The sequence below is a fragment of the Enterobacter sp. CRENT-193 genome (assembly GCF_002787395.1).
GTDB lineage: Bacteria > Pseudomonadota > Gammaproteobacteria > Enterobacterales > Enterobacteriaceae > Enterobacter > Enterobacter hormaechei_C.
Map to the genome: position 1 here is coordinate 4,588,842 of NZ_CP024812.1, position 25,815 is coordinate 4,614,656.

General features: G+C 57.4%; 22 protein-coding genes. 4 read left to right on the forward strand and 18 right to left on the reverse strand.

What is annotated here, in order from left to right; genetic code table 11:
• Positions 1-41 precede the first annotated feature (41 nt).
• From CU081_RS22870 to phoB, 7 genes are all read right to left on the reverse strand, one after another.
• Positions 42-1,421, reverse strand: a complete 1,380-nt coding sequence (locus CU081_RS22870) for a DUF3999 family protein (protein WP_058647475.1) — start codon at positions 1,419-1,421, stop codon at positions 42-44.
• On the reverse strand, positions 1,418-4,027 hold the full coding sequence (locus tag CU081_RS22875; RefSeq protein WP_058647474.1) for a DUF2339 domain-containing protein: 2,610 nt from the start codon (positions 4,025-4,027) through the stop codon (positions 1,418-1,420). The genes CU081_RS22870 and CU081_RS22875 overlap by 4 nt, the downstream gene beginning before the upstream one ends.
• A 91-nt stretch (positions 4,028-4,118) precedes the next feature.
• A complete protein-coding gene (gene malZ / locus CU081_RS22880; protein WP_022650452.1) occupies positions 4,119-5,936 on the reverse strand; it encodes a maltodextrin glucosidase in 1,818 nt (605 codons plus the stop codon).
• Between the two features lie 162 nt (positions 5,937-6,098).
• Positions 6,099-7,472, reverse strand: a complete 1,374-nt coding sequence (proY, locus tag CU081_RS22885; RefSeq protein ID WP_003859117.1) for a proline-specific permease ProY — start codon at positions 7,470-7,472, stop codon at positions 6,099-6,101.
• An 81-nt stretch (positions 7,473-7,553) separates the two neighbouring features.
• Complete coding sequence (gene brnQ, locus CU081_RS22890) at positions 7,554-8,873, reverse strand: branched-chain amino acid transporter carrier protein BrnQ (protein WP_003859118.1); 1,320 nt, start codon at positions 8,871-8,873, stop codon at positions 7,554-7,556.
• A 409-nt stretch (positions 8,874-9,282) separates the two neighbouring features.
• Entirely contained in the window at positions 9,283-10,578 is a 1,296-nt protein-coding gene (phoR, locus tag CU081_RS22895) for a phosphate regulon sensor histidine kinase PhoR (protein WP_003859119.1), read from the reverse strand.
• Between the two features lie 21 nt (positions 10,579-10,599).
• Positions 10,600-11,289: a phosphate response regulator transcription factor PhoB gene (phoB, locus tag CU081_RS22900; protein ID WP_003859122.1), complete on the reverse strand. Its 690-nt coding sequence runs from the start codon at positions 11,287-11,289 to the stop codon at positions 10,600-10,602.
• A gap of 187 nt (positions 11,290-11,476) precedes the next feature.
• Here phoB and sbcD point away from each other — a divergent pair, with 187 nt between their 5' ends.
• On the forward strand, positions 11,477-12,682 hold the full coding sequence (gene sbcD / locus CU081_RS22905; RefSeq protein WP_022650451.1) for an exonuclease subunit SbcD: 1,206 nt from the start codon (positions 11,477-11,479) through the stop codon (positions 12,680-12,682).
• A complete protein-coding gene (gene sbcC / locus CU081_RS22910) occupies positions 12,679-15,810 on the forward strand; it encodes an exonuclease subunit SbcC (protein WP_022650450.1) in 3,132 nt (1,043 codons plus the stop codon). Before sbcD ends, sbcC begins: the two co-directional genes overlap by 4 nt.
• 97 nt (positions 15,811-15,907) lie before the next feature.
• Here the strand turns inward: sbcC and mak are convergent, their stop codons facing one another.
• Positions 15,908-16,813 carry a fructokinase gene (gene mak / locus CU081_RS22915; protein WP_003859127.1) on the reverse strand — a complete coding sequence of 302 codons (906 nt, stop codon included), beginning with the start codon at positions 16,811-16,813 and terminating at the stop codon, positions 15,908-15,910.
• Between the two features lie 123 nt (positions 16,814-16,936).
• On the opposite strand from mak, the gene rdgC reads away from it, so the two are divergent.
• A complete protein-coding gene (rdgC, locus tag CU081_RS22920; protein ID WP_003859129.1) occupies positions 16,937-17,851 on the forward strand; it encodes a recombination-associated protein RdgC in 915 nt (304 codons plus the stop codon).
• 47 nt (positions 17,852-17,898) lie between these two features.
• On the opposite strand, the gene ppnP is transcribed toward rdgC, so the two are convergent.
• The 5 genes from ppnP to CU081_RS22945 all read right to left on the reverse strand — a co-directional run bounded on the left by ppnP (position 17,899) and on the right by CU081_RS22945 (position 20,535).
• Positions 17,899-18,186 carry a pyrimidine/purine nucleoside phosphorylase gene (ppnP, locus tag CU081_RS22925; RefSeq protein WP_003859131.1) on the reverse strand — a complete coding sequence of 96 codons (288 nt, stop codon included), beginning with the start codon at positions 18,184-18,186 and terminating at the stop codon, positions 17,899-17,901.
• 71 nt (positions 18,187-18,257) lie between these two features.
• Complete coding sequence (locus CU081_RS22930) at positions 18,258-18,935, reverse strand: AroM family protein (RefSeq protein ID WP_003859133.1); 678 nt, start codon at positions 18,933-18,935, stop codon at positions 18,258-18,260.
• Positions 18,936-19,171: 236 nt separating this feature from the next.
• Positions 19,172-19,363, reverse strand: coding sequence for a protein YaiA (yaiA, locus tag CU081_RS22935; protein WP_003859135.1), 192 nt, complete (start codon positions 19,361-19,363; stop codon positions 19,172-19,174).
• Positions 19,364-19,407: 44 nt separating this feature from the next.
• Positions 19,408-19,932 (reverse strand): shikimate kinase AroL, encoded by a 525-nt coding sequence (gene aroL, locus CU081_RS22940; RefSeq protein ID WP_003859138.1) that lies wholly within the window; start codon positions 19,930-19,932, stop codon positions 19,408-19,410.
• Between the two features lie 144 nt (positions 19,933-20,076).
• A complete protein-coding gene (locus CU081_RS22945; protein ID WP_003859141.1) occupies positions 20,077-20,535 on the reverse strand; it encodes a YaiI/YqxD family protein in 459 nt (152 codons plus the stop codon).
• Positions 20,536-20,632: 97 nt separating this feature from the next.
• On the opposite strand from CU081_RS22945, the gene proC reads away from it, so the two are divergent.
• Positions 20,633-21,442 (forward strand): pyrroline-5-carboxylate reductase, encoded by an 810-nt coding sequence (gene proC, locus CU081_RS22950; protein ID WP_022650449.1) that lies wholly within the window; start codon positions 20,633-20,635, stop codon positions 21,440-21,442.
• A 16-nt stretch (positions 21,443-21,458) separates the two neighbouring features.
• On the opposite strand, the gene adrA is transcribed toward proC, so the two are convergent.
• The 5 genes from adrA to CU081_RS22975 all read right to left on the reverse strand — a co-directional run bounded on the left by adrA (position 21,459) and on the right by CU081_RS22975 (position 25,815).
• Positions 21,459-22,562 carry a diguanylate cyclase AdrA gene (gene adrA, locus CU081_RS22955; protein ID WP_022650448.1) on the reverse strand — a complete coding sequence of 368 codons (1,104 nt, stop codon included), beginning with the start codon at positions 22,560-22,562 and terminating at the stop codon, positions 21,459-21,461.
• 102 nt (positions 22,563-22,664) lie between these two features.
• A complete protein-coding gene (gene psiF / locus CU081_RS22960) occupies positions 22,665-22,985 on the reverse strand; it encodes a phosphate starvation-inducible protein PsiF (RefSeq protein WP_022650447.1) in 321 nt (106 codons plus the stop codon).
• Between the two features lie 293 nt (positions 22,986-23,278).
• Positions 23,279-23,539, reverse strand: coding sequence for an anti-adapter protein IraP (gene iraP, locus CU081_RS22965; RefSeq protein WP_003859148.1), 261 nt, complete (start codon positions 23,537-23,539; stop codon positions 23,279-23,281).
• A gap of 208 nt (positions 23,540-23,747) precedes the next feature.
• A complete protein-coding gene (locus tag CU081_RS22970; protein ID WP_015571317.1) occupies positions 23,748-24,962 on the reverse strand; it encodes a multidrug efflux MFS transporter in 1,215 nt (404 codons plus the stop codon).
• 169 nt (positions 24,963-25,131) lie between these two features.
• Positions 25,132-25,815, reverse strand: a complete 684-nt coding sequence (locus tag CU081_RS22975; RefSeq protein ID WP_003859154.1) for an extensin-like domain-containing protein — start codon at positions 25,813-25,815, stop codon at positions 25,132-25,134.

Here is a 25,815-nt window from a genome sequence, read left to right on the forward strand (position 1 = left end):
GTTTACGAAAAAACCCGCGAATACGCGGGTTTTTTTATGGCTTATGCTGCGTCGTCTTTTTTTACCTCGCGCCAGATGCGCCATGCCATACCCGCAAGCACCATCACCCCCGCAATCAGTACGCCCCAGACCATCAGCGTTTTCATTCTGCTTTCCTGCTCAGCCGCAGACGTCGCGGTTAAACGCGCCTCGCCCCCCAGCGGGACAGGTTCCAGCGTATCCGCCATCGGCAAGGCTGCCAGATCGTAGGTTTTACGCAGTTCGGTCGGGATCAGCATATCCGTCTCCACGCTCGCCGGTTTCGCAGCCCCGTTCCCCCACGCGAGCAGGTACGGCCCCTTCCCCTGCGCGTTAAACACCAGATCGTAGCGCACGCGCTGCCCTATCACGCCCGGCAGGTTCTCAGGCAAACGCGCATTGAGGGTCTTGATTTTTACCGCCTCGACCAGCCCGCTAGGGAGCGGAACAGGTTCAGCCGTTTTGCCGCCGAGCTGGTAGATCACCTCTTTTTTCAGCGTATGCCATCGATCATTGTCCGCCCCCCGCCAGGCTATTTCTGCCGGGAGAACGCCGTCGCCATTCAGCATGAAGGCGATCGCACTCAGAGGCTGCGGATGTTTCCAGCGCCACACGGCTTCGCTTTCGGATAACCGCTCCCCCTCTCCCGCCAAGCTAATGTGCTCTGATTCCGGCGGCGCAGGCGCGTTAATCGCGTTGACGCCGGTTAACGTCAGGGCAGAACGTCCCGTGTTCAGCACCAGCAGCAGATAGCGATTCGCCTCAGGTGATAACACCAGATCGGTATCGATGCGGTCGAGCTTCAGGCGCTCCCGTCCGCTCATCACGTCCAGCAGGGGCATCTCTTCGCGCAAGGTATACCAGTTTTTCAGATCCTCGCTGTAATAGACCGATGCCGTCCCCTGCCACGAGCCCTGCGGCGTGTCCCAGAAAAGCTGGAGCTGAGAGAGCGGAACCTCCGTCGCGTTTTCCGGCAGGGTCAGCAGATAGTGCTGTCCGGCAGCCGCAGCGTGTTGCCCTTCCAGCACAATTTCCACACCGTTTCTGGCCCGTAGCATAATTTTATCGCCGCTGTCCTCTTCCCCGCCCGGCGAGGCGTTAAGCGCAAAAAGGCGCAGCGCCGTGGTGGTCGGTGCCGGCTGCGGACGCGTCGTAGTAACCAGGCTGAACGGTACAGGCTCTCCCGACTGATTAAACACGCGCACGTCGCGCAGATCGGGCGATGTGCTCTGCTGATAAATCGCCAGCGGCAGCATGACCCGATACCACGGCGAAGAGGCAGAGGTATCAAGGGACAGGCCGTAGGCATAATCCCGCGGGGATTCCGCTGGCGCGCCCTCGCTGAATGCCGGACCGGCCATGGCCAGCAGTGCTGCATAAACAACCGCATTCATCCATTTCATTTTTCTTCTCCTGCTTTAGGCGGTAGCGGCGAGAAATAGCCCACAATCAGGACCAGGATCGCCACGCCAATAAACGCGACGGCGCGCGCCAGGCCGCCACCGCCCGCGCTGTCCACCAGCATCAGTTTGAGCATCACCACCCCCAGCAGCGCCGCACCGCCAAGCCACTGATGACGGGAGGCCTGACGGGTGGCGCGGATCATCACCACCAGCGCGCAGAACATCCAGAACAGGGCAAAGGTGGTCTGAATAAGCCGCGAATGCCACAGCGATTCCATGTTCCAGGCCACCTCGCCGTACCACGCCAGCGCACGCAGCAACGCGCCGTTGAGCCACCAGAAGCCAAGCGCCATCAGCACAACAGCGGGCCAAGGTCGGGACTGCGCAAGCGATGCCGGATAGTAGCGATCCACTGCCCGATAAAATACTACCAGCCCCAGCAGCGCGAACGCCGCCCCTTCCTCAAGCGGGTTCACCAGCGGCAGCCAGGTCTTTCGATAGACCACACCGTCCTGGAAATTGGTCACGACCAGCAATACCACCAGCGCCACAACCACAGGGATCGCGGCAAGGCAGGCGTAGAGCGCAGGCCATACCCGGAAAGGCCACCCGCGACGCCGTACGGCCGCGGAGAGCGCCATAATCACCCCACCGCCGACAGCCATCGCAATGCCGCTTCCCCAGGCCGCCATGCCCCATGGCAGGGAGCGGGCAAACCAGTAAAGCTCGGCGGCAATGGCGAGTAAAATCATCCACAACAGCGACAGATGCAGCCCCATTGAGATGCGCGGCAGAAGTTTATCTTCGTCGCGCCGCAGCAGCATCAGGGCGGCAGGCAGCGCGATAGCCCAGGCCAGATTTGCCCAGCCGGCCGCCAGAATCTGCTGGTGCGAGACCTGATACAGCACCATCAGCAGCATCACCGGCCACAGCAGCCATTTGCTGGCATCCAGCTCCCACCATGCCAGACGAGCGGCAGCCTGCCGCCATCCCCAGGTCGACGCCGCCGTCAGCGCCAGCACGCCTGCCAGAAGCGATAACTCCTGCTTCAGGAACAACTGCGACGCGCCCAGCAACGCCACTAACCAGAACAGCAACCCACCGGCCAGCAATGCCCAGCTGCCCGGCAGCGCGATTTTCTGCCACAGCCAGGCCGCAGCCAGCCAGCAAAGACTGAGCACTGCGAAAATAAGCAGGAGGCTCAGCGAAGTGACGCCGTCCATTTGCGCCCATATCGCGCTGCCGAGCGCCAGCACCAGCAACGCCGTCCCGCTATAGCTCATGCGCCGCTGCTGCTGTTGCACGCCCAACCAAAGAATACCCAGCCCTTCCAGCGCCCAGGCCATCGCCGTCCAGCGCGCTGAAAGCGCCAGCGGAATGGCAAGCGTGGCAAACCCGCCGCCGATCGCCAGCGCCGCCATAACCAGCGGTCGTCCGATGGAGGGGTAACGCCGCAGCGCGAGAAACGCCAGCGAGAGGTAAAACGCACCATAGCCCAGCGCGCTTAGCGCCGGGCCGTACGTCCAGTGAGACGTCATGCCATACTGCATCCCAAAACCAATCAGCGGCGGAGCAAACAGCAGTACGCCGTCAATAATCTGTTTGCCTTTTTCTTGCGCCCGCAGCGACAGCGCCACGCTAAACACGCCAAAAATAAGCGTATTGGCAATCAGGAACAGCTGACAAATAACATAGTCTTCCGGCTGGTAGTCGCTCAGTCCCCACACCCCGCCAACGCCAAACGTGAAGAGCAGCCCGAGCAGGTTGAGCTCGCGCCAGTGCTGCCAGATGCTGATGACGAGAATGCCGATGGACAGCAGGAGATAGAAGGAGAATAGCGCCACAAAGCTACCGCCCCCGGTAGACAGGAGCAGCGGCGCAAGATATCCGCCGAGGCTCGCCAGCATGGCAAGGCTCAGCGCCTTTTGCAACACGGCCAGCCCGACGCTCGCCGCGCAAATCACCACCAGCAGCGCAAACGCCAGCGTCATCGGCAGCATCTGCCACAGCCGGAATGCGCCAAAGACGGTCAGATAAAGCACGCCGGTCGCTCCGCCCTGGAGGATCAGCGCGTAGATCTGCTGCCTGTGCCGCAGCCGCCATCCAACGGCCAGCAGAACCATGGCAAACAGCGCCGTGGCGGCAAGACGCAGCTCAAGCGGAAACAGTGAATGTTCAACGGTATAGCGCAGCAGGAAAGAGAGGCCGAGGAAGAGCAGTACAATCCCCAGTTTTGCCAGCGGATTGCCCTGCATAAACCAGCGCGTCAGCGAGGACAGGATGCCGCCAAAGGCGGAAGGACGTTTTGCCGCCGGTACAGGCACAGGCTCTGCTTCAGTGACGGGCGGTTCGGGACGCCAGGGATCGACAGGTGCGTTAACGGCCTCTGACACCGGCGCTGGCGTCTTCACCGGCGCGGCGGTGTGCACCTGCTCCGGTGCTTTCTCAGCCACACTACGCTGCTCGAGCGCCTCAATGCGCTGGCGAAGCCGGGCGATCTCCTGCCGCGCCGCCGTGCTTCGGTTAAAGCCTATCACCGCGAGCACGGGTGCCACGACCAGCGCAAAAACCAGGAACAAACAGCCAAGGATGTAAAGCTCGTCCATGTTTCCACCTTCACCGTAAACGATCCGTTAAGATTGACACAAATCGTTGCATTTGCGCCATCTTAAAAGGTGAAAACCATTCTGCCTGCGCTTAGCTGCCGAACCAGACCGCAGCGGAGATCGCTGGCAGCGTGAGCACGCTCCCCTGGAACGTCGCTTTACCCTCTTTGCTCTTCCACATTTTACCAGCCAGCAGCGGTGAATCTTCCAGCACGACTTCACACGCCTCGCCCCGGTTGATCGCCACCAGCACGCGCTGCTGGTTATAGACGCGGACAAACACCACCACGTTATCGTGGGCGTACATCACCTGACAGCCCCCGTATCGCAGGGCCTGGCTCTGCTTGCGCAGCGTCGCCATGCGCTGGTAGAGGCTGAACAGATCCTGAGCCTGCTTTTCAGGCTCCCACGGGAAGGTTTTACGGCAGAACGGATCGTTGTTGCCGTCCAGCCCGACTTCATCGCCATAGTAGATGCAGGGTACGCCCGGCCAGGTAAAGAGCCAGGTCACCGCCAGCGGCAGACGCGCCACATCCTTACCCAGCAACGATTTAAAGCGTGCGGTATCGTGGCTGTCGAGCTGGTTAAACATCCGCAGCTGCTGCTGATGCGACAGGCCAGCGCGATAGTTTTCCATCCACGCCATGCAGGTTTCGGCGTCAATATGCTGCGGATCGTAAGAGATATCGGTGTTAGCGAGGAAACCCCACAGCGGGAAGGTGAAGCCGCGATAGTTCATCGCCGCGTCTTCTGCATCAGCCTGCAACCACTGACGCGCGTCGCCAAAGTGCTCCCCGAAGACGAATGCTTCCGACCGGGCCGCTTTTGCCGACCGGGTAATGGCGGCGACATGCTGAAGGTTATTCCGCGCCCCGCCTGCTTCACCCAGCATATGCACCACGTCCAGCCGCCAGCCGTCCATGTTCCACGGCGCTTTCAGCCAGTGGCGCACGATGCTGTCGTCGCCGCCGTAGATCTCATTCACCAGCGATGGCGACTGGAAATCGAGCTTCGGCAGGCTCGGGTAGCCCAGCCAGTCCAGGGCGCGGCCATTCTCGTCAAAACTGTACCAGTCACGCTGCGGTGAGTCCGGATTATGGCATGCGCCGCCCATCGACTGATTGTGACGGTCAAACCACGCATGAGAATCACCGCTGTGATTGAACACGCCATCAAGGATCAGGCGCATACCCTCTTTTTGCGTGTTGTGCCGCAGCCGCAGCAGCGCTTCGTCACCGCCAAACTGCTCGTCAACGTGGCGGTAGTCCTGCGTATCGTATTTGTGCACGCTTGGCGCTTTAAACACCGGGTTCAGGTACAGCGCCGTCACGCCGAGCTTTTTCAGGTACGGCAGTTTTTCGCTGATACCGTCGAGATCGCCGCCGTAAAAGGTCGATCCCCCCGCCTGGGCGGTCAGCGGCTCGTCCCATTTTTTCAGAATGATGTCGTGACCGACCGCATGATGGTAATAAACCTTGTCCTGATCGACGGTGCGCTTTTCACTGCGCGCAAAGCGGTCCGGGAAAATCTGGTAAAAGACCTGATCGTTAACCCACTGCGGGCCGTTATCCGGGTGATCCACGGCAAACTGCTCCAGCCTGGCCGGAGGGAAACGGCTGAAACCCTGCGGGGTAAACCACAGCTGGCGGTTGTTCCACAGCAGCTTGAAGCCGTAGCGGCGACGCGGTTGCCCGCTGCGCAAATCGATATTTGCCCGCCACGCCGTGACGCCCGGCTGCGGCTGGCTGCGCACTTTGTGCATTTTCAGCGACGTTTCTTCGTTATCCACTTCGGCGCGCAGGGTCACACGTTCAGGCTGATTGTCCCCTGCCAGCCAGAGCGTAATCACAAGGTTGTCTTTGTTTTGCTTAACAAATGGGGCAACCGGAAGGTGCCAGGCGTTTAACATCACGAATCCCCTTTGATGAAATTGACGTCACCTTGCCACAGGGTGATTAAGGATAGCTCACCATGATGGGATTTATTGGGGGAGGAGGACGGGGGAGGAGGCATCAGTGCAGCCTGATGCCCTCACCCTAACCCTCTCCCACGGGGAGAGGGGAAAAGAATGTTACTGTGCTTCCGCCAGCTGACGATCGCGGCGACATTTAAACATCCAGCCCACCAGCAGCAGGACGATCCACGCGAAGCCCACGTACAGGGAAATACGGGTATCCGGGTGATAACCAATCAGGCCAATGATGAAGACCAGGAAGATCAGACCGACAATGGTCGTTGGCACGCCGCCCGGCACTTTAAACTTCAGCGCTTTGGCCTCTTCTGGCGACAGGCGGCGACGGAACGCAATCTGCGACAGCAGGATCATGATCCATACCCACACGGTGGCGAAGGTCGCCAGTGACGCAATCACCAGGAAGACGTTCTCCGGCATGATGTAGTTCAGGTAGACCGAGAACAGCAGCGCCACGGTCATGACCAGCACCGTTACCCACGGGGTGCCGCGACGCGACGTTTTGGCAAACACCTTCGGCGCACTGCCCTGCTCCGCCATGCCGTGCAGCATACGGCCCACGCCGAACACGTCACTGTTGATGGCCGACAGCGAGGCGGTCAGCACCACAAAGTTGAGAATGCTGGCGGCAAACGCAATGCCCATATGCTGGAAAGTCAGGACAAACGGGCTGCCGTTGGTGCCCACCTGGTTCCACGGGTAGATGGACATAATCACAAACAGCGTGCCCACGTAGAACACCAGGATACGCATCGGCACCGAGTTGATGGCGCGCGGAATAGACTTCTCCGGATCTTTCGCTTCCCCGGCGGTGATGCCGATAATCTCGATTCCGCCATAGGCGAACATGACCATCTGGAGCGACATGACCATCCCGAGCCAGCCGTTGCTAAAGAAGCCGCCGTTGCTCCACAGGTTATGGATGCCGGTTGGCTGCCCACCGTTGCCGATACCCCAGATGATGATGCCGAAACCGGCGAGGATCATGATGATAATGGTCGCGACCTTGAAGAAGGAGAACCAGAACTCCAGCTCGCCAAACACCTTCACGCTCATCAGGTTAACGGCGCAGATAATCAGCACCACGCTCAGCACCCAGATCCAGTGCGGCACGGCAGGGAACCAGACCCCCATATAGATGCCAAACGCCGTCACATCGGCAATGGCGACAATCAGGATTTCAAAGCAATAAGTCCAGCCGGTGATAAACCCGGCCAGCGGGCCTAAGTTCTCTTGTGCATAGCGTGAAAACGAGCTGGCAGACGGGTTGTGAACCGACATCTCCCCCAGCGCACGCATGATGATATAGGCCGCGGCACCGCCGATGATGTAGGCCAGCAGAACGCTTGGACCGGCCATTTTGATGGCATCTGCCGAGCCATAAAAAAGACCGGTGCCGATAGCCGAGCCCAGCGCCATAAAGCGGATGTGGCGGGTGCTCAATCCACGTTTAAGTTTGTTAGTGCTTTCCATTAAAATCTTGCCATTCAACACGAAAAAAACAAAAAACCACGGGGCCTTAAGCCCCGTGGTTAAACAATTTGTTGCCGTTGATTAATGGGCGTTGGATGTCACCTGACGCCCGGCCGCACGGTCCCAGATAATCGCAAGAACCAGCGCTACAACGGAAGGCATCAGCCAGGCCAGGCCCTGCTCGGACAGCGGCAGACGCTGTGTCCAGGCTGGCAGGATTTCTGCAAATGCTGATGCTTTGATCCCGTCAAGGATACCAAAAATCAGGCTGATAAACATGGCCGGCGCAATAATTCGCGTCGAGTTATGCCACCACGGGCGGGTGAAGCTCAGCACCACCAGCACGATACATGGCGGATAGATAGCCGTCAGCACCGGAATTGACACCTGGATCAGGTGGCTCAGACCGAGGTTTGAAACCGCCATGGAGAAGATGCCGAGGATAAACACCAGCGTGCGGTAAGAGAGCGGCAGATACTGAGCGAAGAACTCCGCGCAGGCGCAGGTCAGACCCACCGCCGTCACCAGACAGGCCAGGAAAATCAGCGCCGCCAGCAGCATGCTGCCTGCACCACCAAAGGTGTGCTGCACGTAAGCATGCAGGATCGCCGCGCCGTTTGCGCTCTGATCGACCAGCGTTGCGCTATCTGAACCCAGACGGAACAGCGCCAGATACAGCAGCGTCAGGCCGACACCGGCCATCAGGCCAGCCCAGATGGTGTAGCGAGTCAGCAGACGCGCTTCGGTCACCCCGCGGGAACGCGCGGCGTTAACGATAACGATACCAAACACCATCGCGCCAAGCGTATCCATCGTCAGATAGCCGTTCACGAAACCGTTTGAGAACGCCGCGTTCTGGTAGGCGTCCATCGCGGAGCTGATGGGCCCCGCAGGCCAGACAATGGCCGCAACCGCCAGCACAATCAGCGCCACAATTTTCAGTGGTGCCAGGAAGTTACCTACGGTATCCAGCAGTTTGCCCGGATAGAGAGAAACCAGAATCACGATGGCGAAGTAAATGAGGCTGTAAATAAACAGTGGCATCGCGCCGTCACCGGTCAGCGGGGCGATACCCACTTCAAAGGAGACGGTCGCCGTGCGCGGGGTCGCGAACAGCGGGCCAACGGCCAGATAGCAGACGGTTGCCAGCAGAACGCCAGCCACTTTGCCAATCGGGGTGCTGAGGCTGTCCACACCGCCACCGACTTTCGCCAGCGCGATAACGGTCAGTACCGGCAGGCCCACGGCAGTAAGCAGGAAGCCAAACGCAGCTGTCCAGACGTGTTCACCCGCCTGTAAGCCAACCATTGGAGGAAAAATGATATTACCTGCGCCAACGAACAGCGCAAATGTCATAAAGCCCAGCGCGATAATGTCACGCGATTTCAAGTGATGGGTCATAAAACCTTACTGCCTGTGGATGTGGTGTTGAATACGTTGAGATTTTCGCCATCCCTGATGGGACGATACAGCGGAAAATTTGCTCAATTTCAGCGGGATATGCTCCCGTCCTGGCGTGGCGAAGAATAGTTTTTCGATTTACCACGCAAATACAGTCGGTCTGACAGTATATGGGGGGCAATTTAAACGCTTATAACGTTTAAAGGCAAGAAGGGATCGTAAAACCAGAACAATATGCCAGCATGAAAATCCAGACCAACATAATATGCCATGTATAAGAAAAACTCATGGCTAATCATGCGAACAAAAAAGCACCAGCCGTATAATATTCATCCGCGTTTCGCTTGACTGCAAAGCAAACGGGCCAGCAATCGCTGGCCCGTGGAAAGGTAGCCTGACACACACGCTGTCAGGCGCTTTTTTTGGCAATTAATCGTTCCGGAATCACGAAGCTAAAGCGCGTGCCCTTACCGAGGGTGCTTTCGATATTGAGCCGGCTTTCGTGGTGGCTGACGGCATGCTTCACAATTGCCAGCCCCAGTCCGCTTCCGCCGGTCTGCCGCGAGCGCGCCTTATCCACCCGGTAGAACCGTTCAGTGAGACGCGGGAGGTGTTCAGGCCCAATCCCCGGCCCGTTGTCCTCGACGCTAAACTCAGCGCCCGCCGGGGTATGCTGCCAGCGTACCGCGATATGCGTCCCTGTCGGGGTATGATTCACGGCGTTATAGACCAGGTTTGAGATAGCGCTTCGCAGCTCATCTTCACTGCCGAGCACTTTCAGCGTGTTATCAACATCAAAACTCAGGGTGTGCTGATTATGACTCAGCGTTTGGGCTTCGCGCTCCACCACCCGCAACATCATCGGCACATCAATGATGTCGTTTAGCGCCAGCGACGGGGCAGCCTCAATTTTTGAAAGCGTCAGCAGCTGTTTGACCAGCCCTTCCATGCGGAACGTCTGTTCCCGCATGGTATGCAGCGCTTTCTCACGCGGCGCCCCCTCAAGCGTTTGCTCCTGCATCATCTCCAGATAGCCCTGAAGCACCGTCAACGGCGTACGCAGCTCGTGGCTGACGTTGGCAAAGAAGTTACGTCTCGCGCCCTCAAGCTGGTGCATCTGGGTAACGTCCCTCGCCACCATCAGCCACTGCCGATCGCTGTAGGGCATCACGCGGATCTCCAGATGGCGACCGTTATTGAGCTTCAGATTGTGCGGGCGCGAAAAATCTCGCTTTTTCAGATACAGCGTGAACTCGGGATAGCGCAGAAGGTTGAGGATGTTCTGACCGTTATCATCCGGCCAGCGCAGGCCCAACAGCTGCTGTGCGAGGCCATTGCACCAGAAGATGGTCCCTTCTTCCGTCGTCAGGATCACCGCGTCCGGCAGCGACTCCGCACCGCTACGAAAGCGTTTGATCAGGCTTCCCAGCTCACGACGGCGCTTTTTATTACGCATCTGCATCTGGTGCAGGCCGTAGAGTAGCGGTTCCCAGCTCCCGCTTCCCGGCGGGGGTGTCATACTTCTGTCGACCCACAGCCACCAGGAAAGACGCAGTAAATTCCAGAAATGCCAGACGAGCAATCCCGTCACGGCCACCAGTAAAAACCACGGCAGATAGCCAAAGATAGCCCCCAGAATGAGGGCCGGAATACAGCATAAGATCAGTTCAAAGACGAGCCTTTTCCATGACAGACGTTCCAGCACGCGTCACACTCCTGTCATTGTTCAGAAACGGGTCGAGAAGCGATAACCCGTGCCGCGGACCGTCTGTACCATGCGATCGTGGCCGCTCAGTTCCAGTGCTTTACGCAGGCGGCGAATATGGACGTCAACCGTTCGGTCTTCGACATAGACGTTAGTTCCCCAGACGTTATTCAGCAACTGTTCGCGGCTGTAAACGCGCTCCGGGTGGGTCATAAAGAAGTGCAGGAGTTTAAATTCGGTCGGTCCCATATCGAGGGGATTTTCACCGGTCATGACCCGGTGTGAGGTAGGATCCAGGCTCAGCCCCTGCATCTCAATCACCTCTTCCACCGCCATCGGTGAAATACGGCGCATCACGGCTTTGATACGCGCCACCAGCTCTTTCGGGGAGAACGGTTTGGTGATGTAATCGTCCGCGCCGGTTTCCAGACCGCGCACGCGATCCTCTTCCTCGCCGCGCGCCGTCAGCATCACCACCGGGATATCACGGGTCATCGCCTCGCGTTTGATATGCTTGATAAACTGCAATCCGGAACCGCCAGGCAGCATCCAGTCCAGCAGGATCAGATCGGGCCAGGGTTCATTCAGCTGGTTCACCGCGCTGTCATAATCTTCCGCTTCAACCGGCTGGAAGCCATTTTGTTCAAGCACGAAGCACACCATTTCACGGATCGGAGCTTCATCTTCTACGACCAGAATACGTCTCGCCATACTTTGCCCTGTCTTATCGTATTTAAGTTACAAGTCTGTAATGCGGCGTCATTATGCGTCAGATTTATGACAGATTTATGAAAAACATTACCACTATAAATAGCAAACTGTTGTTTTATTACAGCGGTTATTTTCCGTTCCACGAACGTTTATAATCCTGCTTTCTTATTATTGCCACGGATCTTTTATGCGCATACTTCACACCTCAGACTGGCACCTGGGTCAAAATTTTTACAGCAAAAGCCGCGCCGCGGAACATGAAGCGTTCCTGAACTGGCTGCTGGAGACGGCTCAGGCTCACGAGGTGGACGCGATTATTGTGGCGGGCGACATTTTTGATATCGGATCGCCGCCGAGCTATGCGCGTGAGCTATACAACCGTTTTGTGGTCAACCTCCAGCAAACCGGTTGTCACCTGGTGATTGTCGCCGGAAATCATGACTCGGTGGCGACGCTGAATGAATCCCGCGATATTCTGGCGTTCCTCAATACCACCGTGGTGGCCAGCGCCGGGCACGCGCCGCAGATCCTGAAAAAACGCGACGGCACGCCGGGCGCGGTGCTGTGCCCAATCCCGTTTTTACGCCCGCGAGATATCGTGCAAAGCCAGGCGGGTCTGTCCGGCAGCGAAAAACAGCAGCATCTGTTGCAGGCCATCACCCGCTATTATCACCAGCAGCATACGGAAGCCTGCGCCCTGCGCGGCGATCAGGCCATTCCGATCATTGCCACCGGACACCTCACCACCGTCGGAGCCAGTAAGAGTGATGCGGTGCGCGAGATCTATATCGGTACGCTGGACGCGTTTCCGGCGCAAAACTTCCCCCCCGCCGACTACATTGCCCTCGGGCATATTCACCGGGCGCAGATCATCGGCGGCTGCGAGCATATCCGCTACAGCGGCTCGCCCATTTCGCTCAGTTTTGACGAAACGGGCAAAGCCAAATCCGTGCATCTGGTGAGCTTCACCGAAGGCAAACTTAGCGCCGTTGAGACGCTCGAGGTGCCGGTCACCCAGCCGCTGGCGGTGCTGAAAGGCGATCTGGCCGCCATTACCGCTCAGCTTGAGCAGTGGCGCGACGCAGCGCTTAATCCCCCCGTCTGGCTCGATATCGAAATCACCACCGACGACTACCTGTACGATATGCAGCGTAAAATTCAGACGCTGACGGAAGACCTTCCCGTGGAAGTACTGCTGGTACGCCGCAGCCGCGAGCAGCGCGAGAAAATACTGCTCAACGCCCAGCGTGAAACGCTTAGCGAACTTCGGGTTGAAGAGGTGTTCGCGCGGCGGCTTGCGCATGAAGAGGTGGACGAGGCCAGACGCACCAGGCTTAACGAGCTGTTTGCCCAGACCCTGCACTCCCTCCATGACGAGGACGAAAACGCATGAAAATTCTGAGCCTGCGTCTGAAAAATCTGAATTCGCTAAAGGGTGAGTGGAAAATTGATTTCACCGCGGAGCCGTTCGCCAGCAACGGGCTGTTTGCCATCACCGGCGCAACCGGCGCGGGTAAAACCACGCTGCTGGATGCCATCTGCCTGGCGCTGTACCACGAAACGCCGCGTCTTAATAAGGTCTCTCAGGCGCAAAACGACCTGATGACGCGCGATACCGCCGAATGTCTGGCGGAAGTGGAATTTGAGGTCAAAGGCGTTGCTTATCGCGCTTTCTGGAGCCAGAACCGCGCCCGCAACCAGCCGGACGGGAACTTACAGGCACCGCGCGTAGAGCTGGCCCGCTGCGAAGACGGCAAAATTCTGGCCGACAAAGTCACGGATAAGCTGGAACAAACCGCCGCACTCACCGGGCTGGACTATGGTCGCTTTACCCGCTCGATGTTGCTCTCGCAGGGGCAGTTTGCCGCCTTCCTGAATGCTAAACCGAGCGATCGCGCTGAGCTGCTGGAGGAACTGACCGGCACGGAAATTTACGGCCAGATTTCCGCCATGGTTTTTGAAAAACACAAAGCGGCACGTAACGCGCTGGAGATGTGCGAAGCGCAGGCCGCAGGGGTTGTGCTGTTGAGCGAGGAACAGCAGCATCACTTGCAGCAAAGTTTGCAGGCGCTCACTGACGAAGAGAAAATCCTGCTGGCACAGCAGCAGAGCCAACAGAAAGATTTTCAGTGGCTTACGCGTAACGACGAGCTGATACGTGAGCAGCAGCGCGCAGCCGCTTCGCAGCAGCAGGCGCAACAGGCTCTGACGGACGCCGCGCCGCAACTGGCGAAGCTCCAGCTGGCGCAACCCGCCGCCCAGCTACGTCCGCTATGGGAGCACCAGCAGGAGCAGACCGCCCGCCTGTCGCAAACCGCAGAGCGAATTGTCGAAGTAAATACTCGCTTACTCGACAGAGCGGCACAGCGCGCGCGTATCCGCAACGGTGCGCAGCGCAACCGTGAACAGTTGCAGACAGAGCACACGGCGCTGACGCAGTGGCTAACCGAACACGATCGTTTCCGTCAGCGGGGACAGGAAATTGCCGGCTGGCGGGCGCATTTTACGCAGCTGAATCGCGATAAAAATCAGCTTGTTGCCCAGGCAGCGCGCATGGCTGAGCTTCGTCAGAAGCTGGCTGAGCTGCCGGAGAGTACGCTGACGCTGACGGCTGAGGATCTCGCGACGGCAATGGAGCAACAGGCACAATCGCGGGCGCTCCGCCAGCGTCTGACTGCGCTTCACGCTCGCTATCAGCCGCTGCAAAAACGGCTGCGCCAGAATGCGGAAAGCGTGCAGAAAGCGCAGGCTGAGCAGGGTAAGCTCAATGAAACGCTGATCCTGCGGCGTCAGCAGTTCAAAGAAAAAAATCAGCACTATGCCGACCTGAAAGCGCTCTGTGAGCGTGAGGCGACAATCAAGGATCTTGAGAATTATCGTGCTCAGCTGGAAGCGGGTAAGCCTTGCCCGCTCTGCGGTTCACGCGAACACCCGGCAGTTGTGCAGTATCAGGCGCTTGAACTGACTGACAATCAGCGCCGCCGCGACGCGCTGGAGAAAGAGGTTGCCGCGCTAAAAGAGGAAGGATTGCTGGTGCTCGGGCAGGTGAATGCGCTGACCCAACAGATCCAGCGCGAGACTGAGGAAGCACAGGCTCTCTCTCAGGAAGAACAAGCACTCACTAAAGAGTGGCTGGAGGTCTGCACCTCCCTGAACATAGCGCTGAATATTCAGGATGATATAGCACTCTGGATGAGCGCACAGGAGCAGTATGAACGCCAGCTGTATCAGCTCAGCCAGCGTCTGACGCTGCAAAACCAGCTCATTGAACAGGAAGGTCAGGCGCGCCAGTACCAGCAGCAGCTGACGGCGACGCGTCAGGCGCTGGCGGCCTCGCTAGAGTCGCTGTCGCTTAGCGTGCCCGATGAAGGGGCCGAAAGCGCCTGGCTGAGCGCGCGCGAAAGCGAATATACCCTGTGGCAGGAAAAACAGGCCCAGCACGGTACGATTCAGGAACGTATTAACGCCCTGATGCCAATCCTGGAGACGCTGCCGGTTACCGATGATACAGAAGCCGACGCGGTTATACCTGAGAAGTGGCGCGGCATCCACGACGAATGCGTGTCGCTGCAAAGCCAGCTCACCACCCTCCAGCAGCAGGAGACGCTTGAGCGTGAACGGCTCCAGCAATCACAGGCTCAGTTCAACGCCGCGCTGACCGCGAGCTGCTTTGCCGATCGGGAGGCATTTCTCTCCGCCCTGCTGGATGAAGCGTCGATCCGCCAGCTTGAACAGCAAAAGCAGACGCTGGAAAACCAGCTCCAGCAGACCACGGCGCTTTCGGTGCAGGCAAGCCAGCAGCTTCAGGCGCATCAGGCACAGCGCCCCGAGGGGCTGGAAACCGATGCCGCAACGCTTCAGGCGCAGTTACATCAGCTGGCGCAACAGCTTCGGGACAACACCACGCATCAGGGGGAGATCCGCCAGCAGCTCAAACAGGACGCCGATAACCGTCTGCACCAGCAGGCGCTTATGCAGCAGATTGAGGAGGCGGCGCGTCAGGCCGACGACTGGGGCTATCTCAATGCGCTGATAGGCTCCAGCACCGGCGATAAATTCCGTAAATTCGCCCAGGGGCTAACGCTGGATAATCTGGTGTGGCTTGCCAACCAGCAGCTCAACCGTCTGCATGGCCGCTATCTGCTTCAGCGTAAAGCCAGCGACGCGCTGGAGCTGGAAGTGGTCGATACCTGGCAGGCCGATGCGATACGCGATACCCGTACCCTTTCCGGCGGGGAGAGTTTCCTGGTCAGTCTGGCGCTGGCTTTAGCGCTTTCCGATCTGGTCAGTCACAAAACGCGCATTGATTCGCTGTTCCTGGATGAAGGGTTCGGCACGCTCGACAGTGAAACGCTGGACACCGCGCTGGATGCGCTCGACGCACTGAACGCCACCGGGAAAACCATCGGCGTGATCAGCCACGTTGAGGCGATGAAAGAGCGTATTCCGGTGCAGATCAAGGTGAAGAAGATCAACGGGCTGGGGTATAGCAGGCTGGACAGGGAGTTTGCGGTGAATTGAATGGGGGACGGTGCGGTCTGATGCCCTCACCCTGGCCCTCTCCCTGTGGGAGAGGGTACAAACATCATAAACGGCAACGCAAGTTGCCGTTTTGCGTTTATTCCGGCCACAGCCACGCCGCGCCTCGCACGCCGCTGGAGTCACCGTGGACGGCTTTGCGGATCGGCGTTTCGCACTCGCCGCCAAATACCCACTGTTTCACCAGCGTTGGCACCGTGGCGTAAAGTCGGTCGACGTTGCTCATGCCGCCGCCCAGCACAATCACGTCCGGATCGAGGATATTGATCACATGCGCCAGTGACTTAGCCAGCCGCATTTCGTAGCGGCTGAGCGCCAGTTCAGCCACCGGATCCTGCTCCTCAACCAGACGCATAATCTCGTTACCTTTCAGCGGCTGGCCGCTCAGACGATGATAATCGGTGGCAAACCCCGTACCGGAGATAAAGGTCTCTATACAGCCCTGCTTGCCACAGTAGCACGGCACTTCGGCGCGGTATTTGAGTTCATCTTCATCCATCCACGGCAGCGGGTTGTGCCCCCACTCGCCCGCGGTGCCGTTGCCGCCAATATGCGAGCGCCCTCCGAAGGCCACGCCCGCCCCGCAGCCGGTGCCGATAATTACGGCAAATACGGTCTGCGCGCCAGCCGCTGCGCCATCCACGGCCTCAGACACCGCCAGGCAGTTTGCGTCATTCGCCAGACGCACTTCCCGGTTCAGGCGTTGACTTAAGTCTTTATCAAACGGCTGACCGTTGAGCCAGGTGGAGTTGGCGTTTTTCACCACGCCGGTATACGGCGAAATGGAGCCAGGGATCCCCATCCCGACTGTGCCCGTCTCGCCCGTTGCCTGCTCTGCCATATCGACCAGGCGGGCAATCGTCTCTATGGTCTGGTGATAATCATCGCGCGGCGTAGGCAGACGGTGGCGAAACAGTTGCTCCCCCTGCTCGCTCAACGCAATGACTTCTGTTTTGGTGCCGCCCAAATCAATCCCAATACGCACAAGACACTCCTCATTATTTTGATTATCAACAGAGTAGAAGCCCGCTTCCCGATTAGCAATGCAAGCGATGCGACAATTCGTTATCATGCCCGCTGATTTAACGACAAGGCCGTGGAAATTATCATGCTGTGGTTCAAAAATTTGATGGTTTACCGTCTCAGCCGCGACGTTTCGCTGCGTGCAGAAGAGATGGAAAAACAGTTAGCCGCTTACTCCTTTACCCCTTGCGGTAGCCAGGATATGGCAAAAACCGGCTGGGTTCCGCCAATGGGTTCTCAAAGCGATGCGCTGACCCACGCCAGCAGCACGGGGCAAATCATCGTTTGCGCCCGCAAAGAAGAGAAGATCCTGCCGACGCCCGTGGTTAAGCAGGCACTCGAAGCGAAGATCTTCAAGCTGGAAGCTGAACAGGGCCGTAAGCTTAAAAAAACCGAAAAAGATTCGCTGAAGGATGAAGTGCTGCACTCGCTGCTGCCGCGCGCGTTTAGCCGCTTTAGCCAGACCATGATGTGGATCGACACCGTTAACGGGCTGATCATGGTGGACTGCGCCAGCGCCAAAAAAGCCGAAGATACGCTGGCGCTGCTGCGTAAGAGCCTTGGCTCATTACCGGTGGTACCGCTGGCGCTGGAAACGCCGATTGAGCTGACCCTGACCGAGTGGGTGCGCAGCGGGACTGCCGCGCAGGGCTTCCAGATCCTTGATGAAGCAGAGCTGAAAGCGTTGCTGGAAGATGGCGGCGTGATCCGCGCGAAGAAACAGGAACTGGTGAGCGACGAAATCGCCGTGCACATTGAAGCGGGCAAAGTGGTGACTAAACTGGCACTCGACTGGCAGCAGCGCATTCAGTTTGTGATGTGTGATGACGGCTCCGTGAAGCGCCTGAAATTCTGCGATGAACTGCGCGATCAGAACGAAGATATCGACCGCGAAGATTATGCTCAGCGCTTTGACGCAGACTTTATCCTGATGACCGGCGAGCTGGCGGCGCTGATTCAGAACCTGGTGGAAGGTCTCGGCGGCGAAGCGCAGCGCTGACAGGCAAAACGTAGGCCGGGTAAGCGAATGCGCCACCCGGCATGCTTTTATTTCAGATAGCGGCACAGATAAGAGGTTGGCTCTGCAACCTGTAAATGGAACTCGCTGTGGCCCGGCACGTTGAAGACCTGCCCGGCACTATATACTTTCCACTCCGTTTCACCCGGCAGCAGGACGTTCAGCGCGCCGCTGACCACCGTCATCTCTTCCGCTTCTGCGGTGCCAAAGGTGTATTCCCCTTCCGCCATTACGCCGACACTGGCGCGGCCAGTGCTGCTGCTGGTAAAACCAATGGATTTCACTTTACCGGAAAAGTATTCGTTACTTTGAAGCATGAACTGGCCCTTATATTTATAGAGAAAAATCCACTATAGGGGCCATGCTCATGACCTGTCACGCAAAATCATTACACCAGTAATTCTGACGCCAGACGCGCCATCAGGACGTTAGAGAGCAGCACCGGAACATCCAGCGCCTTTTGCAATAAATCACGATGCCGCTGATGGAAGCCCAGGCAGTCGAGCATCAGGACATCCGCCCCTCTGTCGATCAATTCCTGCCCAGCCGCAATCAGCTTCGCTTCGCTGTCCCAGAACGGGTTAGCCAGCGCGTACAGCGGGGTGTGCTCCAGCGCAGCCCACTTCACCGTCTGGTTATCCAGCAATTCCTCAACGGGAACGATGACCCCAACCTGATGACCATCAACAATAGAGGCCACCAGCGGGGGGATAATCCGCATCGGTTCGAGCAGAATGGCATTACGCGCGCTGAGTCCTTTAACGGGTGCCGTGCTCATCAGCAAAATGACGTCATAGTCCTGATTGTCGAGCACTTCGATCACGCCCTGTAGCGCGCGCTCGATTTTCTGGCGCGACACATGCGCCAGTTTACCGTCACTGAGTAACGTTGCCAGGGGATCTTCCCCCTCTCCGACCGCGTAGTCTTCCATGACCTCTTCCCGACTGAGCTTCCCTAACAGACTGAGATGCGTAATTTGTTGTTCAGAGACATGCTCGGTTAAGAGCGGTAATACTTCGCTTACAGGCACCACACCAATCGTGAGGATCGCCAACGTCGCCTTCATTTTGATCGCCTTCCGTTACTACCACAACTGCCACACAGGTGCAGGCTCACTACGCTGCACTGTTCATTTATTCAACAAAACAGCACCAAGCGTAGCAGGGGATCTCAACACCGTAGTGTAAAGATCGACTGGCCTTTCCGAATCCACCTGTAATAACTAAATATTAACTGCTGCTTAACATCAGCGATAAGTTAAAAGTGTGATTCAGACACGGTTGTAACGAATTCGGATTCCTGTCAGGACTTCTCAGGATCCTCATAGCGCCGTTTCGCATCCAGCGCTTCCTGTTCGGTTTCATGTTCGCTGATCAGCGAATCAGGTTTAGGGTGATCGGCACGCAGCTGGTACCAGGTTACGGTTTGATCACCATTACCTTTTTCAACGGTAACGATGCGGGCTTCACGTGGATAGGGAGGTCTGGTTGGCATAGCTCATCCTTTTTTTATGTCTGAGCTATGAGTATAGACGGCTGTTAGCTGGCGCAAGCCAAACGCAGGGCGGTAATAATCTGAATCGCAACTTTTTCGGGTGACGCCGACGCATCCACAACGTGGTGTGCCGCCTCGCGGTACAGTGCATCGCGTTCGGCGAGGACCTCGCTGACCTCTTCACTCAGCGGTTTCGCGGTCAGCGCCGGGCGCTGCCCCTCTTCCGGAAACGCCTCCAGCCGCCCCACCAGCGTAGAGACCGGGGCACAGAGGTAGATCACGACACCCTTTTCGCGCATAAACTGGCGGTTATACGACGCCAGGATAATGCCCCCACCGGTCGCAATCACGGTTGACGGCGCGGTCACCGCTTCCAGCGTGGCCGTTTCACGCGCACGAAAGCTCTCCCAACCCTCATCTTCAACGATATCGGCGATAGTCTTACCCGCATTCTCCTGAAGCCAGTGGTCAGTATCGACAAACTGACTCTGGCACAAACGCGCCAGCTCCAGACCAACGGTGGTTTTCCCACAGCCGCGAGGGCCAACTAAAAAGATGGGTGGGCTCATAACCAGGTGTTCCCCTTGCTGCCGGATAACTGAAGGCTGTAAAGAAATGATTGCAGTAGATGTTGCGCTAACTTTACTGCAAAGCGGTACGGAATGACAAGCCTGTGGAAGCCACACTGTACCACAAAACCGCCCGGAGGTGGGCTACGCCGGGCGGCGCTTCACTTCCAGCAGCCATTTATCCAGCTCGGCGGCAAACTGCTGGCGATCGCGCTGCGACAGGCTGTCCGGCCCACCGGTTTGCACGCCGCTGGAACGCAGCGTATCCATAAAATCACGCATGGTGAGCTTCTCCCGGATCGTTGCCGGAGAGTAGCGCTCGCCGCGCGGGTTAAGCGCCGCGGCCCCCTTCGCCAGCACGTCGGCAGCCAGCGGGATATCCGCCGTGATCACCAGATCTCCTGCGTCACACAGGCGTACTATCTCGTTATCCGCCACGTCAAACCCGGCCGGAACGCGCAGAGATCGGATGTATCTGGAGGGCGGCACGCGGATATTCTGGTTCGCGACCAGCGTTAGCGGCATCTGCACGCGCTCGGCAGCACGAAATAAAATCTCTTTAATCACATTCGGACACGCATCCGCATCAACCCAAATCGCCATCGTCTCTCCCCATTATGATTCTGGCGACTATTGTCGCCTGCATTTCGTTGTTAAGCTATCAATGAGAGATAACAACGCATAATAACGGAGAGACGTGATGGATAAGAAAATCGGGTTTATCGGCTGCGGAAACATGGGCAAAGCTATCCTCGGCGGACTGATTGCCAGCGGGCAGGTGCTGCCGGGGCAGATTTGGGTCTATACCCCATCCCCGGATAAAGTCGCGGCGCTGCGTGATGAGTATGGTGTCAACGCTGCCGAAAGCGCGCAGGAAGTGGCTCAGGTGGCGGATATTGTCTTTGGCGCCGTTAAGCCGAATATCATGATTAAAGTCCTGAGCGAGATCACCTCCAGCCTTAACAAAGAGACCCTGGTGGTGTCGATTGCCGCAGGCGTGACCCTCGATCAGCTCGCCCGCGCGCTGGGTCACGACCGTAAGATTGTTCGCGCCATGCCAAACACCCCGTCGCTGGTGAATGCCGGTATGACCTCCGTTACCCCGAACGCGCTGGTCACATCTGAAGACGTGGCAGATGTACTGAATATCTTCCGCTGCTTCGGCGAAGCGGAAGTGATTGCCGAACCGATGATCCACCCGGTGGTCGGCGTGAGCGGCTCTGCCCCGGCGTATGTTTTTATGTTTATCGAAGCCATGGCCGATGCTGCCGTATTGGGCGGAATGCCGCGCGCGCAGGCCTACAAATTTGCAGCGCAGGCGGTGATGGGCTCGGCCAAAATGGTGCTGGAAACGGGTAAGCATCCGGGCGAATTGAAAGATATGGTGTGCTCGCCGGGGGGCACAACCATTGAAGCCGTGCGCGTGCTGGAAGATCGCGGATTCCGCTCCGCCGTGATCGAGGCGATGGAAAAATGCATGGAAAAATCAGAGAAGCTCAGTAAGTCCTGATGCGCTACGCCGGGCGTCAGGCGGCCACTTCGGTGCGGCCCCGTCCGGCATTTTTGGCTTTATAGAGGGCCACGTCCGCCGCCTTTAGCCATTCACGATAGTGGGTGAACTGCGCCCCCCAGGGGGCAACCCCAACGCTGATACACAACCTCGCCGTTGGTGCTCCGTGCAGCGGCATGTTGACCAGCCGTTCATGGACGCGCGACATCGCTGCAATCGCGCTGTCGGCAGGCGTGCCGGACATGATCACCGCGAACTCATCCCCACCAAAGCGGCCAATATAATCGCCTGAGCGCAGAGTCAGCTGAAGCTGGCGCGTGATGGCAACAATCGCTTCATCTCCCACGTCATGCCCCCAGGTGTCGTTGATCGCCTTGAAGTGATCGATATCAATGAGCAGTATCGTCGCCTGTCGATGGCTGCGACGGCAGGCCTCAAATTCGTAACGCAGCAGCGTTTCCCAGTGACGGCGATTGAACACGCCGGTCATTCCGTCGCGGGTACTCATCAGCTCAAGCCGACGCTTATGCTCTGCCAGCCGGATCGCCGTGCGGTGGCTGAGCCATGCAAACAGCATGGGGTAGACCACCAGCACGGGGAGCGTCAGCCACAACGCCAGCGGTGCAGAGGTCAATAGCACAGGAGTACCCGTGGATTGCACGGTGAGCAGAGCAGACAGGGCAAGCAGCGCCAGTCCTGTCAGAAATAAGCGACATCCCCCCGATCCCATCATATTCATGCCGATCATCATGATCAGCGCCGCCGTTGGTAGCGCATTGAACCCTGTTAGCCCCATCCAGACACCGGCAAGAATGGCATCGATTTTCAGATTAACAATTTCACTGCTGTGGGGTTCAGCCGAACGAAAAGCCAGCTGCCAGGCCAGTTGGGGCCAGACAAAGACCCAGCCCACCAGCAATAACCACCAGACGCCGGAAAGAAACTGGCTCACCAGAACGCTGGCAAGCGGAACAAATATCGCCGCCAGACCAACGATGCGTGCCAGCCGTATTCGCCGGGCAAATCGCAGACCGGAACGGTATGAATCATCCTGAGAAAGCTGCTGGTGCCACGCTTCCCGAATGTTCTCGTGACTGTCATAAAACTCATCATTCATCATCTTTGGGAATATTCTGAAACATTTTCCCAAATTATAGAGAGGGGGATAGCGGGGAAAGTATGAAATTTTGGGTGAGCCACAGCCGTGACTCACCCGTTAGCACTACGCCTGTTTTTTCAGGCACGCGCTCATGAACTTGCTGCGATCGTCGCCTTTCAGCATCTGCTGTGTCGCCTGGGCATTGCACTCGCGCATTTTTTGCTGCTGCGGGGTCAGGCTTTTTTCACCGGGTTTTGTCGCACCATTTTTTAGGCAGTCGCTCATGTACGTTTTACGGGCATCCCCTTTCAGGCTTTGCGATGTCGCCTGTTGGTTACAGGTCGTCATGCGTTGCTGCTGGGGCGTCAACGTTTTCTCTTCCGCATGTGCTGATGCCATCAGACACAGGCCAGAGAGCAGGGTAATCAGTATTGTTGTTTTCATTGCACCATCCTTTATGTGAAGTTCCACGTTAAGTCTGGTTCGTTACGAAAAAAAAACCACCCTGCGCACCTGATTTTCGCCGGGCTTCGCGGTTATTTCAGCCCTGTAGCGGCACAATGATCATTATCCGGTTTCGCCGGCAGGGAGGCGGTAATTAATAGCAGAAATTATGCGGTGAAAACTGTGCTCTGTCTCAATTTAATTTACCCTGAAAAATTTGTAAAAATAAAAACAGAGCGACGCCAGGCATCCTGCATGACAATTCTGTGGCATGTCATTTCACCTCTGGCCGGTTAACTGCGAGGATGCCTCAAAAGCTTTTTTACGTATTGCTGAAGCAGCTCCGCATCCTCTGCGGGAACCTGTGAATCAGGGCGAGCTTTTTCCAGCGCGCCTTCAACGTTGTCGATCAACGCCTCCTGCTCTGGTTTTGCCATCTGTCGCAGCAGCGCCGTCACAACGATTTCCAGCGCCTCGACCTGGGCAACCAGCTCTTTCGACTCTTCTTCCTTTTGGGCAAGCTTAACCAACAACTCAGCAATGAGATTTTTCATGGTGCTATTTCCTTATGTGATTTCCCCTGAAATTAACACCCTCACTGAATAATGAAAAGCATGGATTGGCTTTATCTTATGCAAAAGTGACATCGCTGCCAAAAAAGATATTTCGGGGAGAAAGCGAAACGTTTTTCTAAAAGAAAGACGCCGCATTTCGTTATATAAAAATGCGGCGTTCATAAGAATAAATAATATATTATCGTGTTTACCGGGCCGACTTTGCCTCAGCGATTCGCCTGCGACGGCGTAAGGCAAAGGCCAGTTGAATAATATTCAGCAGTACCACCACCGCCGTCGCGGCAAATACCCAGCGGAAACCCGCCATCGCCGAGACCGAGGCGCCAATAAGCGGGCCCGCTACGTTGCCTAAATACATGAACGACTGGTTGTAGCCAAAAATGCGGCCGGTTACCTGGTCACTGGAATATTTCACCAGCAGCGTCTGAACAGCGGGCAGCATGGCGCCATCCGCGAAGCCAAGCAGGAAGCGCAGGATGCCCAACTGAAGAGGTGTGGTGACGAATGACATGGCAAAGAAAAGGATCACCGCAATGATGAGCGTTGCCATCAGAATACGTGCCGTACCGATCCTGTCGCCCAGTTTCCCCAGGCGCGGAGCAGACATCAGCGCCGACACGCCCGGCACGGCGGCAATCATCCCGCTCAGAAACGCAATGTTGCTGCTGTCCGGCGCCATCGACTTGATAAACAGCGCCAGAATCGGCCCCACCGAGCCGTTACAGAGCTGGATCACCATCGTCGTCACAAAGAGGCTAATCATCAGGCCAGGATAAGGCAGCGAGGCGAAAACCGCTTTTCCGCTCAGGCGTTCGGATTTGCTGACAACAGGCCGCCCGCCCTCTTTAATCAGAAAAAGGGTGACCAGAAAGCTAATCGTCAGCAGGATCGCAGTAATGATAAAGACCGCACGCAGCCCGACATGGTCCGCCAGGAAGCCGCCGAGCAGCGGGCCGCCAATGACCCCGCTGATCTGGGCGGTGGAAAGCGTGCTGAGCGCCCAGCCGCTTCGCTCACGCGGTACCTGTGAGGCCACCAGCGCCATGGCATTCGGAATGTACCCGGAGGTCAGCCCCATTATCGCCCGCAGAATAAACAGCTGCCAGACGTTGGTGGCGAAGGCCTGGAGCAAAATGGCTATCGCCATCCCCAGCGAGGCGCGGAGCAGCATCAACTTGCGCCCCTTGCGATCTGCCAGGCTACCCCACATCGGCGACACAATGGCGGAGACCAGAAACGTCACGCTGAACGTCAGGCCGGACCACATGGAGAGCGCTTCATGGGAAGTGACCCCCAGCTGCGACACATACAGCGGCAGGAAGGGCAATATCTGGCTGATAGCCAGTCCGGTGAAGAAGCAGCCGAACCAGACTGAAATGAGGTTAACTTTCCAGGATTCCATAACAGAAATAGTCTTCATTTTTAGGCGAATTCGCCGACAGATTAGCAAGTTACGCGCAATGACATAGCGCCAGAGATGCGGCCTTGCAGACTTTGGTGTTTTATCTTCCCAGTCATCATATTTGTGAAATAAGTCACAATTTATCCAAATTTCGGCGGAAGATTATGCTTCATCGACATAATCCATATCCGCGCATTCCCAGATGGAAATGGTTGGCATGGGCGGCATTATAGTCCGGTCCCAGACCGTTACCGTAATAACCACAGCTTGCCGAGAGCAGCGCCTGTAGCCAGGGCTGCGTCTTTTCCGCTTTCCAGCCGTTTAGAACGGTAACACGCTGTCCGTTTGCCAGCCTGAAAGCGCTGATATCCAGCGCATCCGCCGTGGCATGTTCGCTGCGCCGCGCATCCGGGCGGCTGTAGATATTGCGGCAGGCAAAGCTGCCCAGATGTTCAATACGCGCAAGCTCGCTTCCCGTCCAGGTTTTGGTGAGCGGCCGGGCCTGCTGGCTGACAAACAGCGCCGAACTTAACGCCAGCGGGCAACTGGCAAGAAAGCTGCTGTTCAGACTGACCGGGCCAAAATCACGTACGCGCACCACGTTACTCAGTGGACACTCCCCGGCGCTGTCAGCGACCGCCTGGGTACGGATAAGCCGACGTTGGTTCGCCTGCGTTAACAGGCTTTCGCACGCCTGGGGGGTTAAACGCCGAAGTTTAAACTGGGTTATTTTTCCGGGCGGATCGTCAAGCGTAAGCGGCACGAAAGGGTTGTACTGCGACGGCAACCAGCGGTAGCCCACCGTGACGATCCCGGCAATAACAATAAGAATAAACAGACCTTTTCCTTTCAC

Excerpts from the sequence above, each read along its gene's own strand:
- aroL (WP_003859138.1), bottom strand. The coding sequence starts at position 19,932 with ATGAGCCCACCCATCTTTTTAGTTGGCCCTCGCGGCTGTGGGAAAACC.
- rdgC (WP_003859129.1), top strand. The coding sequence starts at position 16,937 with ATGCTGTGGTTCAAAAATTTGATGGTTTACCGTCTCAGCCGCGACGTT.
- psiF (WP_022650447.1), bottom strand. The coding sequence starts at position 22,985 with ATGAAAACAACAATACTGATTACCCTGCTCTCTGGCCTGTGTCTGATG.
- CU081_RS22870 (WP_058647475.1), bottom strand. The coding sequence starts at position 1,421 with ATGAAATGGATGAATGCGGTTGTTTATGCAGCACTGCTGGCCATGGCC.
- phoB (WP_003859122.1), bottom strand. The coding sequence starts at position 11,289 with ATGGCGAGACGTATTCTGGTCGTAGAAGATGAAGCTCCGATCCGTGAA.
- sbcC (WP_022650450.1), top strand. The coding sequence starts at position 12,679 with ATGAAAATTCTGAGCCTGCGTCTGAAAAATCTGAATTCGCTAAAGGGT.
- malZ (WP_022650452.1), bottom strand. The coding sequence starts at position 5,936 with ATGTTAAACGCCTGGCACCTTCCGGTTGCCCCATTTGTTAAGCAAAAC.
- CU081_RS22930 (WP_003859133.1), bottom strand. The coding sequence starts at position 18,935 with ATGAAGGCGACGTTGGCGATCCTCACGATTGGTGTGGTGCCTGTAAGC.
- adrA (WP_022650448.1), bottom strand. The coding sequence starts at position 22,562 with ATGATGAATGATGAGTTTTATGACAGTCACGAGAACATTCGGGAAGCG.
- proC (WP_022650449.1), top strand. The coding sequence starts at position 20,633 with ATGGATAAGAAAATCGGGTTTATCGGCTGCGGAAACATGGGCAAAGCT.
- sbcD (WP_022650451.1), top strand. The coding sequence starts at position 11,477 with ATGCGCATACTTCACACCTCAGACTGGCACCTGGGTCAAAATTTTTAC.
- proY (WP_003859117.1), bottom strand. The coding sequence starts at position 7,472 with ATGGAAAGCACTAACAAACTTAAACGTGGATTGAGCACCCGCCACATC.
- brnQ (WP_003859118.1), bottom strand. The coding sequence starts at position 8,873 with ATGACCCATCACTTGAAATCGCGTGACATTATCGCGCTGGGCTTTATG.
- CU081_RS22970 (WP_015571317.1), bottom strand. The coding sequence starts at position 24,962 with ATGGAATCCTGGAAAGTTAACCTCATTTCAGTCTGGTTCGGCTGCTTC.
- CU081_RS22875 (WP_058647474.1), bottom strand. The coding sequence starts at position 4,027 with ATGGACGAGCTTTACATCCTTGGCTGTTTGTTCCTGGTTTTTGCGCTG.
- yaiA (WP_003859135.1), bottom strand. The coding sequence starts at position 19,363 with ATGCCAACCAGACCTCCCTATCCACGTGAAGCCCGCATCGTTACCGTT.
- CU081_RS22945 (WP_003859141.1), bottom strand. The coding sequence starts at position 20,535 with ATGGCGATTTGGGTTGATGCGGATGCGTGTCCGAATGTGATTAAAGAG.
- ppnP (WP_003859131.1), bottom strand. The coding sequence starts at position 18,186 with ATGCTTCAAAGTAACGAATACTTTTCCGGTAAAGTGAAATCCATTGGT.
- iraP (WP_003859148.1), bottom strand. The coding sequence starts at position 23,539 with ATGAAAAATCTCATTGCTGAGTTGTTGGTTAAGCTTGCCCAAAAGGAA.